Annotated in this window: 25 protein-coding genes; 5 read left to right on the top strand and 20 right to left on the bottom strand. The window is 57.4% G+C overall.

Annotated elements, in window-relative coordinates; translation table 11 throughout:
- The 14 genes from rplE to rpsJ form a co-directional block, all read right to left on the bottom strand.
- On the bottom strand, positions 1-177 hold a 177-nt coding region (gene rplE, locus L972_RS05920), incomplete at its 3' end, for a 50S ribosomal protein L5 (protein ID WP_047436547.1).
- A gap of 13 nt (positions 178-190) precedes the next feature.
- Positions 191-508 (bottom strand): 50S ribosomal protein L24, encoded by a 318-nt coding sequence (rplX, locus tag L972_RS05915; RefSeq protein WP_005307977.1) that lies wholly within the window; start codon positions 506-508, stop codon positions 191-193.
- Positions 509-519: 11 nt separating this feature from the next.
- Positions 520-888, bottom strand: coding sequence for a 50S ribosomal protein L14 (rplN, locus tag L972_RS05910; RefSeq protein WP_005307975.1), 369 nt, complete (start codon positions 886-888; stop codon positions 520-522).
- A 147-nt stretch (positions 889-1,035) separates the two neighbouring features.
- Positions 1,036-1,284 (bottom strand): 30S ribosomal protein S17, encoded by a 249-nt coding sequence (gene rpsQ, locus L972_RS05905; RefSeq protein ID WP_005307966.1) that lies wholly within the window; start codon positions 1,282-1,284, stop codon positions 1,036-1,038.
- Complete coding sequence (gene rpmC / locus L972_RS05900) at positions 1,284-1,475, bottom strand: 50S ribosomal protein L29 (protein WP_005307965.1); 192 nt, start codon at positions 1,473-1,475, stop codon at positions 1,284-1,286. Before rpmC ends, rpsQ begins: the two co-directional genes overlap by 1 nt.
- Positions 1,475-1,888: a 50S ribosomal protein L16 gene (rplP, locus tag L972_RS05895; protein WP_005340612.1), complete on the bottom strand. Its 414-nt coding sequence runs from the start codon at positions 1,886-1,888 to the stop codon at positions 1,475-1,477. Before rplP ends, rpmC begins: the two co-directional genes overlap by 1 nt.
- Positions 1,889-1,901: 13 nt before the next feature.
- Positions 1,902-2,615: a 30S ribosomal protein S3 gene (rpsC, locus tag L972_RS05890; protein WP_005307962.1), complete on the bottom strand. Its 714-nt coding sequence runs from the start codon at positions 2,613-2,615 to the stop codon at positions 1,902-1,904.
- Positions 2,616-2,618: 3 nt separating this feature from the next.
- Positions 2,619-2,963, bottom strand: coding sequence for a 50S ribosomal protein L22 (gene rplV, locus L972_RS05885; RefSeq protein ID WP_005319741.1), 345 nt, complete (start codon positions 2,961-2,963; stop codon positions 2,619-2,621).
- Between the two features lie 10 nt (positions 2,964-2,973).
- Positions 2,974-3,252 carry a 30S ribosomal protein S19 gene (gene rpsS / locus L972_RS05880; RefSeq protein ID WP_005307960.1) on the bottom strand — a complete coding sequence of 93 codons (279 nt, stop codon included), beginning with the start codon at positions 3,250-3,252 and terminating at the stop codon, positions 2,974-2,976.
- 22 nt (positions 3,253-3,274) lie between these two features.
- Positions 3,275-4,096, bottom strand: a complete 822-nt coding sequence (gene rplB, locus L972_RS05875) for a 50S ribosomal protein L2 (RefSeq protein ID WP_005340614.1) — start codon at positions 4,094-4,096, stop codon at positions 3,275-3,277.
- Positions 4,097-4,111: 15 nt separating this feature from the next.
- Positions 4,112-4,414, bottom strand: a complete 303-nt coding sequence (rplW, locus tag L972_RS05870; RefSeq protein WP_005307955.1) for a 50S ribosomal protein L23 — start codon at positions 4,412-4,414, stop codon at positions 4,112-4,114.
- Positions 4,411-5,016, bottom strand: coding sequence for a 50S ribosomal protein L4 (rplD, locus tag L972_RS05865; protein ID WP_005340616.1), 606 nt, complete (start codon positions 5,014-5,016; stop codon positions 4,411-4,413). The genes rplW and rplD overlap by 4 nt, the downstream gene beginning before the upstream one ends.
- 17 nt (positions 5,017-5,033) lie before the next feature.
- On the bottom strand, positions 5,034-5,666 hold the full coding sequence (gene rplC, locus L972_RS05860) for a 50S ribosomal protein L3 (protein WP_005340620.1): 633 nt from the start codon (positions 5,664-5,666) through the stop codon (positions 5,034-5,036).
- A 22-nt stretch (positions 5,667-5,688) separates the two neighbouring features.
- Positions 5,689-6,000, bottom strand: coding sequence for a 30S ribosomal protein S10 (gene rpsJ / locus L972_RS05855; RefSeq protein ID WP_005307944.1), 312 nt, complete (start codon positions 5,998-6,000; stop codon positions 5,689-5,691).
- A 356-nt stretch (positions 6,001-6,356) separates the two neighbouring features.
- Here rpsJ and L972_RS05850 point away from each other — a divergent pair, with 356 nt between their 5' ends.
- Entirely contained in the window at positions 6,357-7,271 is a 915-nt protein-coding gene (locus L972_RS05850) for a DMT family transporter (protein WP_047436530.1), read from the top strand.
- Positions 7,272-7,308: 37 nt separating this feature from the next.
- Here the strand turns inward: L972_RS05850 and envZ are convergent, their stop codons facing one another.
- Complete coding sequence (gene envZ / locus L972_RS05845; protein WP_047436528.1) at positions 7,309-8,619, bottom strand: two-component system sensor histidine kinase EnvZ; 1,311 nt, start codon at positions 8,617-8,619, stop codon at positions 7,309-7,311.
- Positions 8,616-9,338 (bottom strand): osmolarity response regulator transcription factor OmpR, encoded by a 723-nt coding sequence (gene ompR, locus L972_RS05840; protein WP_005340625.1) that lies wholly within the window; start codon positions 9,336-9,338, stop codon positions 8,616-8,618. The genes envZ and ompR overlap by 4 nt, the downstream gene beginning before the upstream one ends.
- A gap of 248 nt (positions 9,339-9,586) precedes the next feature.
- Between ompR and greB the strand changes: the two genes are divergently transcribed.
- On the top strand, positions 9,587-10,060 hold the full coding sequence (gene greB, locus L972_RS05835) for a transcription elongation factor GreB (RefSeq protein WP_005342682.1): 474 nt from the start codon (positions 9,587-9,589) through the stop codon (positions 10,058-10,060).
- 201 nt (positions 10,061-10,261) lie between these two features.
- A complete protein-coding gene (locus L972_RS05830) occupies positions 10,262-12,571 on the top strand; it encodes a Tex family protein (protein ID WP_047436554.1) in 2,310 nt (769 codons plus the stop codon).
- A gap of 70 nt (positions 12,572-12,641) precedes the next feature.
- Here L972_RS05830 and L972_RS05825 read toward each other — a convergent pair whose 3' ends face one another.
- The 4 genes from L972_RS05825 to bioH form a co-directional block, all read right to left on the bottom strand.
- A complete protein-coding gene (locus L972_RS05825; protein ID WP_005355353.1) occupies positions 12,642-12,920 on the bottom strand; it encodes a hypothetical protein in 279 nt (92 codons plus the stop codon).
- 85 nt (positions 12,921-13,005) lie between these two features.
- Positions 13,006-13,773, bottom strand: coding sequence for a putative metalloprotease CJM1_0395 family protein (locus L972_RS05820; protein WP_047436524.1), 768 nt, complete (start codon positions 13,771-13,773; stop codon positions 13,006-13,008).
- A gap of 1 nt (position 13,774) precedes the next feature.
- Complete coding sequence (locus tag L972_RS05815; protein WP_005340632.1) at positions 13,775-14,008, bottom strand: flagellar basal body rod C-terminal domain-containing protein; 234 nt, start codon at positions 14,006-14,008, stop codon at positions 13,775-13,777.
- Between the two features lie 71 nt (positions 14,009-14,079).
- Complete coding sequence (gene bioH, locus L972_RS05810) at positions 14,080-14,844, bottom strand: pimeloyl-ACP methyl ester esterase BioH (RefSeq protein WP_047436522.1); 765 nt, start codon at positions 14,842-14,844, stop codon at positions 14,080-14,082.
- Positions 14,845-14,882: 38 nt separating this feature from the next.
- Here bioH and L972_RS05805 point away from each other — a divergent pair, with 38 nt between their 5' ends.
- Both L972_RS05805 and nfuA read left to right on the top strand, forming a co-directional pair.
- The gene (locus L972_RS05805; protein ID WP_047436519.1) at positions 14,883-15,611 is read left to right on the top strand and encodes a ComF family protein; all 729 of its coding nucleotides are present in this window, start codon (positions 14,883-14,885) and stop codon (positions 15,609-15,611) included.
- Between the two features lie 80 nt (positions 15,612-15,691).
- Positions 15,692-16,270: a Fe-S biogenesis protein NfuA gene (nfuA, locus tag L972_RS05800; protein ID WP_005340636.1), complete on the top strand. Its 579-nt coding sequence runs from the start codon at positions 15,692-15,694 to the stop codon at positions 16,268-16,270.
- Positions 16,271-16,297: the final 27 nt, after the last annotated feature.

Raw genomic sequence — 16,297 nt, 5'->3', positions numbered from 1 at the left:
GGCAGCCATATCGGCAGCCGCATTTTCCAGCAATTTCTTGTCAGAGATCGCTTCACCAACACCCATGTTCAGGGTGATTTTCTCGATCCGAGGGACTTGCATGATAGTCTTGTAACCGAACTGCTTGGACAGTTCATTTACTACATCGGATTTGTAGTAATCATGCAGTTTCGCCATCGTTAAACTCCAATTACTTCACAAGTTCGCCGGTGGATTTGAAGAAACGGACTTTTTTGCCGTCTTCAATCCGGAAACCAACGCGGTCAGCTTTGCCAGTGGCAGAGTTGAACAGCGCTACGTTTGATACATCGATGGGGGCTTCTTTGGTGACGATACCGCCAGCCTGACCCAGTGCGGGTACCGGCTTCTGGTGTTTCTTCACCTGGTTGATGCCTTCCACGATTACCTTACCTTTTGCAATCAGGACTTGAGTGACTTTGCCACGCTTGCCCTTGTCTTTGCCGGTAAGAACAATCACTTCGTCTTCGCGACGGATTTTAGCTGCCATCGTTCGACTCCTTACAGTACTTCGGGTGCCAGGGACACAATCTTCATGAACTTCTCATTACGCAGTTCACGGGTCACCGGGCCAAAAATACGAGTACCGATTGGCTGTTGGTTGTTGTTAAGCAACACAGCCGCATTGTTGTCGAAACGGATGACAGAGCCGTCCGGACGACGAACGCCTTTACGGGTGCGTACGACCACCGCGTTATACACATCACCTTTCTTCACTTTACCGCGAGGAATGGCTTCCTTGATGGAAACCTTGATGATGTCGCCGATGCCGGCGTAACGGCGGTGCGAGCCACCCAGAACCTTAATACACATTACACTGCGAGCGCCGGAGTTGTCGGCAACACCCAGCATACTTTGCATCTGGATCATCTTAGTGCTCCGCTTTGTTTACTTCTTATCCCTAATGGGATCTGGCTGCCTTCAAAAGGCGCGAAACTATAACACAGGATTTTCAGAAAAGGTAGCCTAAAAAACAAACGGCCCCTGAAAGGGGCCGCTTGGACTACAAAGTACCGATTAGGCCTTTTCTACAACGGCAACCAGAGTCCAGGACTTGGTCTTGGACAGCGGGCGGCATTCGCGGATTTCCACGAGGTCGCCAGCTTTGCACTCGTTGTTTTCGTCATGTACGTGCAGCTTGGTAGTGCGCTTGATGATCTTACCGTAGATCGGGTGCTTTACCTTGCGCTCGATAGCAACAGTGATGGACTTGTCCATCTTGTCGCTGATTACACGACCTTGCAGAGTACGGATCTTGTCAGTCATTACGCACCTGCCTTCTCAGTCAGTACAGTCTTGATACGTGCGACGTCACGACGCACTTGTTTCAGAGTGTGAGTCTGAGCCAGCTGGCCGGTGGACGCTTGCATGCGCATGTTGAATTGCTCACGCAGCAGGCCCAGCAGCTCCTGGTTCAGTTCTTCGACGCTCTTTTGACGCAGATCTTGGGCTTTCATCACATCACCGTCTTAATTACGAAAGTGGTCTGAACAGACAGCTTAGCTGCGGCCAGGGCAAACGCTTCACGCGCCAGAGCCTCAGGTACACCGTCCATCTCGTACAGAACCTTGCCAGGCTGGATCGGGCAAACCCAGTATTCCACGTTACCCTTACCTTTACCCATACGAACTTCGAGGGGCTTTTCGGTGATGGGCTTGTCCGGGAACACACGGATCCAGATCTTACCTTGACGCTTAACGTGACGGGTCATGGCACGACGGGCTGCTTCGATTTGACGAGCAGTCAGTTGACCACGGGATGTCGCCTTCAGGCCAAAGGTACCGAAGGATACTTCGTTACCAGAGGTGGCCAGACCGCGGTTACGACCCTTGTGGGTCTTGCGGAATTTAGTACGCTTAGGTTGCAACATTTACCGAATCTCCTTACTTAGCAGCGCGGCGCTTGTTGTCACGCTTGGGCTTTGCAGGAGCTTGCTCTTGAGCAGCGGCAGCGTTAACAGCAGCCAGACCGCCCAGAACTTCGCCCTTGAAGATCCAAACTTTAACGCCGATCACACCGTAAGTGGTGTGGGCTTCAGAAGTTGCGTAGTCGATGTCGGCACGCAGGGTGTGCAACGGCACACGACCTTCACGGTACCATTCGGTACGCGCGATTTCAGCGCCGCCCAGACGACCGGAAACTTCCACTTTGATGCCCTTGGCACCCAGGCGCATTGCGTTCTGTACGGCGCGCTTCATAGCACGACGGAACATTACACGACGCTCCAGCTGGGAAGTGATGCTGTCGGCAACGAGTTTGCCATCCAGCTCCGGCTTGCGGACTTCGGAAATGTTGATCTGAGCAGGCACGCCAGCAATAGTGGCTACAGCTTTGCGCAGCTTCTCAACGTCTTCGCCTTTCTTACCGATGACAACACCCGGACGAGCGGTGTGAATGGTCACACGGATGCTCTTGGCCGGACGCTCAATGGTGATCTTGGACAAGGACGCGTTTTTCAGTTCCTTGGTCAGGAACTGGCGTACTTGAAAATCGCTGTACAGGTTGTCAGCGAAGTCTTTGGTGTTCGCGAACCAGGTAGAATTCCAAGGCTTGGTAATACCCAGGCGAATGCCATTAGGATGTACTTTCTGACCCATTGCTTATCTCCCAGCCTTAGCGTCGGATACCACTACAGTGATGTGAGCGGTACGCTTGAGGATACGATCCGCACGACCTTTGGCACGCGGACGGATGCGCTTCATGGAGGGACCTTCGTCGACCATGATAGTAGCAACACGCAGCGCGTCGATATCGGCGCCTTCGTTGTGCTCAGCGTTTGCAATGGCAGATTCCAGCACTTTCTTAACCAGCACTGCAGCCTTTTTCGGGCTGAAGGTCAGGATATTCAGAGCCTTGTCTACGGACAGACCACGTACTTGATCGGCTACCAGACGAGCTTTCTGGGCAGAAGTACGGGCATAACGGTGTTTAGCGATAGCTTCCATCATTTATCCCTTAGCGCTTCTTAGCCTTCTTATCAGCAGCATGGCCGCGATAAGTACGAGTCGGTGCGAATTCACCCAGTTTGTGACCGATCATTTCTTCGGTAACGAAAACCGGAACGTGCTGACGACCATTATGGACAGCGATGGTCAAACCGATCATGTTCGGGATGATCATTGAACGACGGGACCAGGTTTTAACCGGCTTTTTATCCCCGCTTTCCACCGCTTTCTCTACCTTCTTCAGCAAGTGCAGGTCAATAAATGGACCCTTCTTGAGAGAACGTGGCATGGTGATTCCTCTATGTTAACAATTACTTGTTACGACGACGTACGATGTACTTGTCGGTACGCTTGTTCTTACGGGTCTTGAAGCCTTTAGCCTTCTGGCCCCATGGGGACACAGGCTGCATGCCCTTGTTACGACCCTCACCACCACCGTGCGGGTGGTCAACCGGGTTCATCGCCATACCGCGAACGGTCGGACGAATACCACGCCAGCGGTTTGCACCGGCTTTACCCAGTTGACGCAACATGTGCTCGGAGTTACCGACTTCACCGATGGTAGCGCGGCACTCGGCCAGAACTTTACGTACTTCGCCGGAACGCAGACGCAGAGTTACATAGTTACCTTCACGAGCCAGGATCTGGATGAAAGTACCAGCGGAACGAGCCAGCTGGGCACCTTTACCAGGCTTCATCTCTACAGCGTGAACGGTAGAACCAACCGGGATGTTGCGCATCGGCAGGGCGTTACCTACCTTGATGGCTGCATCAGCACCAGAAGCGATCGCGTCACCAGCTTTCAGGCCTTTCGGAGCCAGGATGTAACGACGCTCACCGTCTGCATACAACACCAGAGCGATGTTAGCGGTACGGTTCGGATCGTATTCCAGGCGCTCTACTTTAGCCGGGATACCGTCTTTGTCGCGCTTGAAGTCGACGATACGGTAGTGCTGCTTGTGACCACCACCGATATGACGGGTAGTGATACGGCCGTTGTTGTTACGACCACCGGACTTGCTTTTGCTGTCCAGCAGAGCGGCGAAGGGCTTGCCCTTGTACAGCTCTTGATTGACGATCTTGACGACGTGGCGGCGGCCCGGAGAAGTAGGCTTGCACTTAACGATTGCCATTTTTGAGAACTCCTCTTACTCGGCTGCGCCCATGAAGTCGATGTCCTGACCAGCTTTCAGGGTCACATAAGCCTTTTTCCAATCGGAACGACGGCCTACGCGTGCACCTGCGCGCTTGGTCTTACCCTTCATGTTCAGGGTACGGACGGTCTCAACTTCGACCTCGAACAGTTTCGCAACTGCAGCTTTGACTTCCGCCTTGGTAGCATCAACAGCAACTTTGAACACGATAGTGTTCTGCTTTTCTGCAACCATGGTGCTCTTTTCAGAGATGTGCGGAGCCTTCAGAACTTTCAGCAGACGCTCTTCACGGATCATGCCAGCATCTCCTCGATTTGCTTAACTGCGTCAGCAGTCATCAGAACCTTGTCGAAAGCGATCAGGCTGACCGGGTCGATACCGGCAACGTCACGCACGTCAACTTTGTACAGGTTGCGAGCAGCCAGGAACAGGTTCTCATCGACTTCAGCAGTCACGATCAGAACGTCAGTCAGTTCCATTTCTTTCAGCTTGGCGATCAGTTCTTTGGTCTTCGGAGCTTCGATGCCGAACTTCTCAACAACGATCAGGCGCTCTTGACGTACCAGCTCGGACAGAATGCTACGGATAGCGCCGCGGTACATCTTCTTGTTTACTTTCTGGCTGTGATCTTGCGGCTTAGCAGCAAAAGTCACACCACCGGAACGCCAGATGGGCGAACGGATGGAGCCAGCACGGGCACGACCAGTACCCTTCTGACGCCACGGCTTTTTGCCGCCACCAGACACTTCAGAGCGAGTCAGCTGCGCACGAGTACCCTGACGGGCACCAGCGGCATATGCAACGACGACCTGGTGAACCAGAGCTTCGTTGAATTCGCGCCCGAAGGTAGTCTCGGAAACTTCAAGAGCGCTCTTGGCGTCTTTCATTACCAATTCCATTACTATCTCCTCAGACGTTACGCTTTGACGGCAGGTTTGACGATCACGTTGCCGTTGGTTGCACCCGGTACTGCACCTTTGATGAGCAGCAGGTTGCGTTCAGCGTCAACACGAACCAGTTCCAGGTTCTGAGTCGTTACACGCTCAGCACCCATGTGACCAGCCATCTTTTTGCCCTTGAATACACGACCCGGAGTCTGGTTCTGACCGATAGAACCCGGAACGCGGTGAGACAAGGAGTTACCGTGGGTCATATCCTGGGTGCGGAAGTTGTGGCGCTTAACAGTACCAGCAAAGCCCTTACCTTTGGATGTGCCGGTAACGTCTACCAGCTTAACGTCAGCGAGAAGATCTACTTTCAGCTCGCTACCAACAGTGAAAGTTTCACCGTTGTTCAGGCGGAATTCCCACAGACCGCGACCGGCTTCTACACCAGCTTTGGCGAAGTGGCCAGCTTCCGGCTTGGTCACACGGCTGGCTTTCTTGGCGCCAGTGGTAACCTGAATAGCGTTGTAGCCGTCGGTTTCTACAGATTTGACCTGAGTTACACGGTTAGCTTCAACTTCGATAACAGTCACCGGGATAGAAACGCCATCTTCAGTGAAGATGCGAGTCATACCCACTTTGCGACCTACAAGACCGATTGTCATTGTTATCAACCTCTTTCCGTAATTAACCCAGGCTGATCTGGACGTCTACACCAGCTGCCAGATCCAGACGCATCAGGGCGTCTACGGTCTTGTCAGTCGGCTCAACGATGTCTACCAGACGCTTGTGAGTGCGGATCTCGTACTGATCACGCGCATCTTTGTTGACGTGCGGGGAGATCAGGACGGTGAAGCGCTCTTTGCGAGTCGGCAGCGGAATAGGACCGCGAACCTGCGCGCCAGTGCGCTTAGCAGTTTCAACGATTTCCGCAGTGGATTGATCAATCAGGCGATGATCAAAAGCCTTCAGGCGGATACGGATTCTTTGGTTCTGCATTGACAGAGCTCCAATAGATAAAAGAACACAAATCAACACCGCCCGACCGAGATTGCTCCCGCCAGAGGTGTGATTTTTCACGTTTCCCCCCATATCGGGAGGACTGTATGGCTGGCTCCTGTAAACAGGAAACTCAGCAGCAGACATATCGTCTGGCTTACCTCATGGGTAAGCGGAGGGGATTATACGGATTTTTCAAATTTGCGCAAGGGAGAGCGAACAGATTATGCGCAGTTTTATGTGACAGATGGATCTCGCCTGCGGCAACGCACTCTGCTGCCAACACCAAGGTAACGACAATGTTACAAGCAGACTGGTAGACTGTGCGCTTGCCTCTGTCAGTGGAACGACATCCCATGCTCAAAGATCAAAAGAAAGCCTATCAGTATGGCCTTTGCGCCGTTGCCCTCTGGTCGACGGTCGCCACAGCCTTCAAGATCTCCCTCGCCTATTTCGAACCTGTGCAACTGTTGCTTGTGGCCGCCTTCACCTCGACTCTCACGCTGACAGCCGTCGTCGCCAAACAGGGCAAACTGCCGCTGCTGGGGAGCTACATCAAGGCCCGCCCTTTCTACTACCTGACTCTGGGCGTGCTGAATCCCTTTCTCTATTACCTGTTGCTGTTCAAAGCCTATGATCTGCTGCCTGCCCAGCAGGCACAAACCCTCAACTACACCTGGGCCATTACCCTCAGTCTGCTGGCCGTCCCCTTCCTCGGCCAGAAGCTGCGTCGGCGTGATGGCGTCGCTATCGTGCTGGGGTATTTTGGCGCGCTGGTGATCGCCACCAGAGGGGATGTATTCGGCCTCCAGTTCGACAGCCCCCTCGGCGTGACGTTGGCGCTGGTCTCGACCCTCATCTGGGCCAGCTACTGGATCCTCAACACCCGCAATCAGGGCGATCCCATTGTTAGCCTGTTGCTCGGCTTTATGATCAGCCTGCCTTTTATCGTCGTGGCGACTTGGTTGCTCTCCGATTTTGCCATGACCGCCTGGCAGGGATGGGCTGGAGCCATCTATGTGGGACTGTTCGAAATGGGCTTCGGTTTCGTGCTCTGGCTGATGGCGCTGCGCTATGCCACCAACACGGCTCCCATCAGCAACCTCATCTTTATCTCGCCGTTTGCCTCACTGGTGCTGCTCAATCTGCTGATCGGCGAAGCCATCCATCCGGCCACCCCCATCGGGTTGGCGCTCATCGTTGCCGCCCTGCTGATCCAGCAGCTCAAGTACGGCAAACGCTATCGAGCATCAGTCGAAACCAAGAGTTGACCATGCAGAAGGGCGTATCCACGGATACGCCCTTCTCTCAATCCATCCACTCCTGTGGCTGATGTTTCGGCAGCCGCATCTCGACCAGCAGGCCGCCGAGCTCCGAACTTCCCAACCGGATAGTGCCATGGTGCTGGGCGACTATCTTGGCCACGATAGCCAACCCCAAGCCACTGCCGCCAACGGTCCGCGCCACATTACCCTGAGTAAACGGCTTGAGCACCCGGGAGTAGTCCTGCTCCGGAATGCCGGGGCCATCATCGGAAAGGCGCAGGCGCACCCAGTGTCCATCGTCCTTGAGCTCGGCATACAAGCGGCTCGCCCCATAACGCTGCGAGTTGCTTGATAGGTTGTTCAACACCCGCCGGATACTAACCGGATTGCAGGCCACCCGCACCGCCTCTTGCGGCAGCGCCAGATCGACCTCCAACCCCTGCTCCGAGTAGATCAGCAAGGTATCGTGCACCAGCTGGGTCAGGTCGATAGGCTCCAGATCCTGCCCCTCGTCCGGGCGGATGTAGTCGATGAACTGATCGATGATGGCATTGGACTCATCAATGTCGGCGTTGATGCTCTCCTTGAGGTACTCGTCACCGGAGGACATCATCTCGGTCGCCAGCCGGATGCGGGTCAGCGGGGTACGCAGATCGTGGGAAACCCCCGCCATCATCAGGTTACGCTCTTCGATCAGGCTCTTGATGGAGTGGGACATATGGTTAAAGGTGCGGGTCAGTCGCCTTACTTCCCGTGAACCCAGCTCCCCCAGCGCCTCGGGGAAATGGCCTCTGGCCACCGCAACAGCGCCAGCTTCGAGATCCTCGAGCGGGCGCACCAACTGCCGGGCAAAGCGCCAGGCTGCAAACAGGGTAATCACCAGCAGCACGCTCAGATAGATGATGAGGGGTTCGATATCGTCATCTTCAATCTCGGTCAGCGGGATCCGCACCCAGATTTTGCTGGCCTGCGGCGGCTGGATCCAGATGATGTAGTGATCCTGGATTTCGACCCGCACCTTGGCAGGGCCACCCAGTTCGCGACTGATGTTCTCCTCCAGATAGGGGTACGGCTTGGCCTCGTTGAAGCCATGCTGCACCGCCTCGCTCTGGGTATAGATGTCGGTACCCGTCGTCACATAGACCAGCGCCTCGGCATCTTCACTCAGCGCCAGTTGTTCGGTGTTGACCGGAAAGATCAGCTTGACCTGATTGGCCAGCAAGTGACTGATCTGCTTGACGGTTGGCGCCAGCAGATAGTTGTAGAAGGTGACGTAGGAGACCGCTTGATAGACCACCAGAACGGCGGCCAGAAACCAGAGCATGCGCGAGAACATGCTGCCGACCTTTTTCATGCACCGTCACCATCTGGCACGAACACATACCCCAGACCCCAGACGGTCTGCAGATAGCGGGGCTGGGCCGGATCCTGTTCCAGCAGGCGGCGCAGGCGAGAGACCTGCACGTCGATGCTGCGCTCGGTGGCGGTGTATTCGCGGCCACGGGCCAGATTCATCAGCTTGTCGCGGGAGAGCGGCTCGCGCGGATGGCTGACCAGCACCTTGAGCACCGCAAATTCACCGCTGGTGAGCGCCATCGGCTCACCATCCCGGCTCAGCTCGCGGGTCGCGAGATTGAGCTGGAAGGCGCCGAAGTTGACCACCTTCTCTGCAGCCGAGGGAGCCCCCGGCAACTCGACGGTATGGCGGCGCAACACGGCACGGATCCGTGCCAGCAGTTCGCGGGGATTGAACGGCTTGGGCAGATAGTCATCGGCCCCCATCTCGAGCCCGACGATGCGATCCACTTCATCCCCCTTGGCGGTGAGCATCAGCACCGGGATCTGGTTGCCCGCTTCCCGCAGACGACGGCAGATGGAGAGCCCATCCTCCCCCGGCAACATCAGGTCGAGCACCATCAGGCTGAAGTTTTCACGAGTCAGCAAGCGATCGGCCTGCTCGCCATTGGCCACACCGCGCACTACGAAGCCCTGCTCGGTGAGATAGCGCTCCAACAGGGAACGTAATTTCAGGTCATCGTCCACGACCAGAACCTTGTATTGCTGCTGACTCATTGCTTTGCCTCTTCATTCTTTAGCTGCCCCCAATACTAGGGGGGGATATAGCGGGAGCAAAGCACAAATATGTTACCGGTTATTACCCGTCCCGAGAGCGTGACGGCCATCAAGTCACTGCGCTGGTCAGCGACTCCCTGAATGGCGCCAGCCGAGCCATCACGATTTCCCTCGACAGCAAGAGGACAAAAGCTAATATTCCCGAGCAGTTAGCGATGAATACCCCTCTTTGACAGGTCCGCATCACCATGAAGACAAAGCTGATCACCCGCGAAGGCTACAACAAGCTGAAAGAAGAGCTCGATTTCCTCTGGCGCCAGGAGCGCCCCGAGGTCACCAAGAAGGTGGCATGGGCCGCCAGTCTGGGGGATCGCAGCGAAAATGCCGACTACCAGTACAACAAGAAGCGGCTGCGGGAGATCGATCGGCGGGTGCGTTACCTGCGCAAGTGCCTCGAAGAGCTGGGGATCGTCGACTATGCCCCCGCGCAGGAGGGCAAGGTCTTCTTCGGCGCCTGGGTCGAGGTGGAAAACGAAGAGGGCGAGACCAAGCGCTTTCGCATCGTCGGCTATGACGAGATCTTCGAGCGCAAGGATTACATCTCCATCGACTCCCCCATGGCCCGCGCCCTGCTCAAGAAAGAGGTCGGTGATGAAGCCATCGTCCGTACGCCAGTTGGTGACGTCTGCTGGTATATCAACGAGATCAGCTACCCCAAATAGCCGGACTACTGGTGGGCTGCTTGCCACAGGCACATCCTGAGTCACAGGTGCAATCGCAAGATATGCGCTCTCCCCTGCGACTGTATCAGTCTGACGGTGCAGACCCCGGCGCAGGGTGGCATCCCGCAACACGACCCCATATAGTGCTCACACTTGGCGCCTGATGGCGCGGACTCGACCACAGAGGCCCTCAACAACATCATGATGCAAACCATAGAGAGACAGATTGCCGGTGAGCTCAATGCTCGCCCGGAGCAGGTGCAGGCCGCGGTGCGCCTGCTGGATGAAGGTTCGACCGTCCCCTTTATCGCCCGTTACCGTAAAGAGGTGACCGGCGGTCTGGACGACAGCCAGCTACGTACTCTGGAGAGCCGCCTCGGCTATCTGCGCGAGCTGGAAGATCGCCGTCAGGTGATCCTGCGCTCCATCGAAGAGCAGGGCAAGCTGACCCCCGAGCTGGCCAGCGAGCTGAACGGCGCCGACAGCAAGACCCGGCTGGAAGATCTCTACCTCCCCTACAAGCCCAAGCGCCGCACCAAGGGGCAGATGGCCATCGAAGCCGGGCTGGAGCCGTTGGCTAACCTGCTGTTCAGCGACCCGATGCAGGATCCCGAGCAAGCGGCGGCGGCCTTCCTCAATGCCGAGCAGGGGATTGCCGATAGCAAAGCCGCCCTCGATGGTGCCCGTTACATCCTGATGGAGCGCTTCGCCGAACAGGCCGACCTGCTGGAGAAGCTGCGCGATTACCTGTGGCACAACGCCACCCTGCGCGCCCGCGTGGTAGCAGGCAAGGAGCAGGAAGGAGCCAAGTTCAAGGATTACTTCGAGCACGACGAGCCGCTGCACAAGGCGCCCTCCCACCGGGTGCTGGCCATGCTGCGCGGTCGCAACGAGGGGATCCTCAATCTGGCGCTGGTGGTCGGTGAGGATGACGGTGCCAGCCCCTGCGAAGGGATCATTACTCACCACCTCAAGCTCAATCTGCAGAGCCGCCCGGCCGACAAATGGCTGCAAGGGGTGGTGAGCTGGACCTGGAAGATCAAGCTCTCCCTGCAGATGGAGACCGAGCTTATTGGCCGCATCCGCGAATCAGCGGAAGAGGAGGCGATCAAGGTGTTCGCCATGAACCTCAAAGACCTTCTGATGGCAGCGCCAGCAGGCATGCGCTGCACCATGGGGCTGGATCCGGGGATCCGTACCGGGGTCAAGGTGGCCGTGGTGGATGCCACCGGCAAACTGGTCGACACCGCCACCATCTATCCGTTCGAACCCAAACGCCAACTTGATCAGAGCCTCAAGACCCTGAGCGAGCTGTGCCAGAAGCACAAGGTTGAGCTCATCAGCATCGGCAACGGCACCGCCTCGCGGGAGACCGATCGGCTGGTGAGCGACCTGTTCGAGCGCTACCCCGCCGCCAAGGCGCAGAAGATAGTAGTCAGCGAAGCGGGGGCCTCGGTCTACTCCGCCTCCGAGCTCGCCTCCCAGGAGTTCCCGGATCTCGATGTCTCGATCCGTGGCGCCGTCTCCATCGCCCGCCGCCTGCAAGACCCACTGGCCGAGTTGGTCAAAATCGATCCCAAGAGTATCGGAGTGGGCCAGTATCAGCACGACGTTGGTCAGAGCCAGCTGGCCCGCCGGCTGGATGCGGTGGTCGAGGATTGCGTGAACGCGGTCGGTGTGGATGTGAATACCGCCTCGGTCGCCCTGCTAAACCGGGTTTCCGGCCTATCCCAGACGTTGGCCCAGAACATCGTCGCCTACCGGGATGAGCACGGTGCATTCAAGAGCCGTCAGCAGTTGCTGAAAGTGAGCCGACTCGGCCCCAAAGCCTTCGAACAGTGCGCCGGCTTCCTGCGCATTCGCGGCGGTAGCAATCCCCTCGACAGCTCGGCAGTGCACCCGGAGTCCTATCCGGTGGTGGAGCGGATCCTCGCCAAGCTGGAGCAAACAGTGGATAGCCTGCTCGGAAACAGCAGCCTGCTACGCAGCCTGAAACCGGCCGATTACACAGATGAGCAATTCGGCGTACCCACTGTCACCGATATCATCGGCGAGCTGGACAAGCCGGGCCGCGACCCGCGCCCCGAGTTCAAAACCGCGACCTTCAAGGAAGGTGTGGAGCAGATCAGCGACCTGGTGCCAGAGATGGTACTGGAAGGGGTGGTCACCAACGTCACCAACTTCGGCGCCTTCGTCGATATCGGTGTTCATCAGGACGGTCTGGTGCATATCTCCTCCCTGACCGACCGTTTCGTCAAGGATCCCCGTGAGGTGGTCAAGGCGGGCGACATTGTGCGGGTCAAGGTGCTGGAAGTGGACGCCCCGCGCAAGCGGATCAGCCTCACCATGCGCCTCGACGAAAAGGCAGGGCAACCCGCCCGCAAGCCGGTGGAAGCGCGCAGCAGCAGTGCTGGCAACACCAAACCAAGAAATGAGCCGCGCCAAAGCCCCCCTATGGGTGGTGCCATGGGCAACGCCTTCGCAGCAGCGCTCTCCAAAGCGAAAAAGTAACGACACCGTCCGGAACGCCTCTGAATGCAAAAAGCCCCGCAAGGGGCTTTTTTACACGCGAAGCTCAGGATTACTGCGTCAGGGCAGCAAGAATGCTCTCGGGCTCTCCATGCTGGGCCAGCACCTCCCGCAGTCGGTTGAATGCCTTGCAGGCCTCTTGCGGATACTTGCCGTAAGAGACGACGCCGGTGTGGCTCCAGCCTGCCGCCAGCATCACTTTCTTCTTGAAACTGGTTCCTTCAGTTCCCCCTCCTCCGAGCTGCATCAGAAACTGCTCCATCTGCAGGTGGGGGGGCGGTACACGGGAGAAGGTGGTGAAATCTTCGGCTTTGACTTCATCGAAATGCATGACAGCTCCTGTGAAATTGGAATGGGCCTGATCTTCAGGTTAGTTGCAAAACAGGCAAAGCAGCTGAAAGTTTGGCGAGGGTGATTCAGATATGCAGACTGAGGGACTGGGTAGAGGCCGGGCTGACAGCCTGTTGATAGTGGCCCGCGATGACGCTGTTGCGCTTGTCCATATAGGCGCTCAGCACACCGCCCGATTTCGCGCTCTGCTCGACCATCAGCTCTTTGCGCGCCTTGGCTTCACTCGCGGCGGCGCTGCGTGCAACGGCCAAATCCTGCGCGGAAGGCTCGGCAGGCGCCAGCGCTGCAGAGCGGATCTGCTGCATCTTGGCGATGGTAGCCGCAGGGTCACCGGGTACGACACTGGTATCGATCTGGACTTCGCCACCCGTCGCATAACGCTTGCCATCCGGCCCTTGCGTAAACTGATAGGTGGGCGAGCTGGCGTACTCTCCACCCGCAGACTGGTGCGCCTGCTCGTGAGTGCGCACCTCCTTGTCACGCTCGACAAGATCCTGAACCTGCTGCTCTTGCCGCTGTTGCTGCTCCTGCTGTTTAGGGTCTTGCTGCTTGCGCTGCCCATCCTCGCCGGTAGCCTCGACAAAGCGATTGTCTGGCAGTGTCGTCGGGGCTAATTGCCCGGTTTCACGGCTGTTCTGGGAGCTCTGATTGCTGGAGGCCTGACCGGCTTTGGATTTCTCTTTCTGGGAGCCGACTTCAGATTCGGCAACGGAGGCTTGGCCCGCACGGGCCTGCGGGATCAGTTCTGCCCGGCGATTATCCGTCCTCGCCGCTTCCACCTGGGGTTGCAGCTGTGTCGGGATAAGGGGGGGCAGACTGACATTGATGTTCATCTCACACCCGGATGTCGATCAGGGTTCCCATCATATCGCTGGCGGTCTGCACTACCTTGGCTGAAGCGCCAGCCTGCTGCTCGGCCACCTTGAGATTGACAAGCTCATCGGTCACTTGCACCTGATCCCCGCTGGGGGTGTTGAGGCGGGCGATCTGATTGGATGCCTTGTCGGCAATCTGCTCGGCTCGCTGAAATCCCTGTACCCCACTGTTGAAAGCAGAATCAATACGCATGGTGTTACTCCTCTGGTCACAGTTTAATTATCCGCCAGACCAGAGGATTAATGAAGCTTGCAGGCTGTTTTTTAGCCAACAAAATCTCGAACGATTTCAATGAATTCGTCAGGGTGGGAGATAAAAGGTGCGTGTGAAGCCTTATTGAGGGTCACGCTGCGGCTGGCAGGGTAGAGATCATCCAGCAGGGGAATGGCCGCCTTGGGTACCAATGAATCCAGTCGGCCATAGATCCGCAACCAGGGCAGATCCAGCTCCCGCAGCGGTTCGCGCAGGTCAATATCGGCCAACAGCGTCAATCCGGCCTCGAGAGCAGCAAATTGGGGCGCCGGGCGCTCGGCCAGCCAGTGACGCAACTGGCGGATATCGTCCCGGGCATGTTCACTGCCCATTGCCTGGATCGCCAGAAAGCGCTCTATGGTCTGGCGAAAATCCCCCGCCAGCATCTGGTTGAAACCGGTCAGCACCTTGGGAGCAATTCCGGGCCACTCGTCCCGCGCCATAAAGCAGGGAGAGCTGGCCACGGTGATCAGGGAGTGCAGCCGATCGGGATGCGTCAGCGCCAACTGGCTTGCCACCAGACCGCCGAGCGACCAGCCAAGCAGATGACACTTCTGTGGCAAGATGGCGGCCACCTGCTCGGCAAGCCAGGGCAGGCTGTAATCCACTTGGTCTGCCAGCGGGCTGTTGCCAAAACCGGGCAAATCCACCAGATGAATCCTGTAGTGGAGCGCCAATTGCTGGGCAATACCATGCCAGACCGCGCCGTTCATACCCCAACCGTGCAACAGCACCAGATCGGGCCCCTGGCCAAACTGCTCTACCGATATGCTCATCTAGACTCAAGATCCCTGTTCATGCTCTTGGGGTCAGCATGTTAAAGCGACTGCTCGCTAAAGCAAGCCCGCTGCTCGGCAACCACGGTGACTGGCAAGGGAGTTGCCTGCTCTGCCATCAACCTTGCGACAACGAACCCCTGCTCTGCAGCTGGTGTCGGCAGGCGCTGCACCAGCCACAGCCGAGATGCCGCCTCTGCGCCGCACCGCTGGCTGACTATATAGAAGAGAGCATACCGGTCTGCGGCCGCTGCCAGCGCAGACCTCCCCCTTGGGAGCGGTTGCAGGTGATCGGCGACTACCAGGCTCCCTACCCCATGCTGATCCCCCGGCTCAAATATTCCGGCCAGACCCTGCTGGCGCCGCTACTGGCACGCATCTTGGCCGATCATCTGGATAGCCGCGAGCCGCCGGAGGCGATCATTCCGGTTCCCCTGCACTGGTGGCGGCAGTGGCGGCGCGGGTTCAATCAGGCGGAGGAGATCGCGCAAGCCCTTGGCGAGTTCACCGGCATTCCCTGCGACAACACCCTGTTGCAGCGCATCAAGGCAACACCGCAGCAAACAACCCTGAGCGCCGGGCAGCGGCGGCGCAATCTGCGCGGGGCATTCCGGATCCGCTCCCACCAATACCGTCATGTCGCCCTGCTCGATGACGTCGTGACCACAGGCGCCACCGCCGGTCAGCTCAGCCGTCTGCTCCATGAGAGCGGCATCACAAACGTAGAAGTGTGGGCGATCTGTCGTACCCTGCGGCACAGCAAGTAGCCATCGGCATGCTACCCAAGCATTAATAACCGCGTTATCATGAATACCCTAGTCGTACACTCAGGTTTATGAGGATAGTGATGATCAGCATTTCCGACGCCGCCCAGGCCCATTTCCGTAAACTGCTGGAAAAACAGCCTGATGGCACCAATATCCGGGTGTTTGTGGTCAATCCGGGAACCCAGAATGCCGAGTGTGGCGTATCGTATTGCCCGCCCGATGCCGTGGACCCGGAAGATCAACACCTGCCCTTCAGCGGCTTCGACTGCATGGTTGATCCCCTGAGCGCCCCCTTCCTGGTGGATGCCACCATCGACTTCGTGACCGATCAGATGGGCTCCCAGCTCACCCTGAAAGCACCGAACGCCAAGATGCGTAAAGTGGCCGATGACGCGCCGCTAATCGAGCGCATCGAGTACGTGTTGATGTCCGAAGTGAACCCCATGCTGGCTGGTCACGGTGGCAAGGTCACTCTGGTCGAACTGACCGAAGACAAACTGGCCATCCTGCAGTTTGGCGGCGGTTGCAACGGTTGCTCCATGGTCGATTACACCCTGAAAGAGGGGATCGAGAAGCAGCTGCTGGAGAAGTTCCCGGGTGAGCTCAACGGTGTGAAAGACGCCACCGAGCACCAGCGCGGCGACCACTCCTACTACTGATTTGTTGCCATTGCGGCGCAAAGAAAA

The sequence above is a fragment of the Aeromonas sp. ZOR0001 genome (assembly GCF_000801015.1).
Taxonomy (GTDB): Bacteria; Pseudomonadota; Gammaproteobacteria; order Enterobacterales; family Aeromonadaceae; genus Aeromonas; species Aeromonas veronii.
The sequence above is the reverse complement of the archived record's forward strand: the minus strand, read 5'-3'. Positions and strand labels throughout refer to the sequence as shown.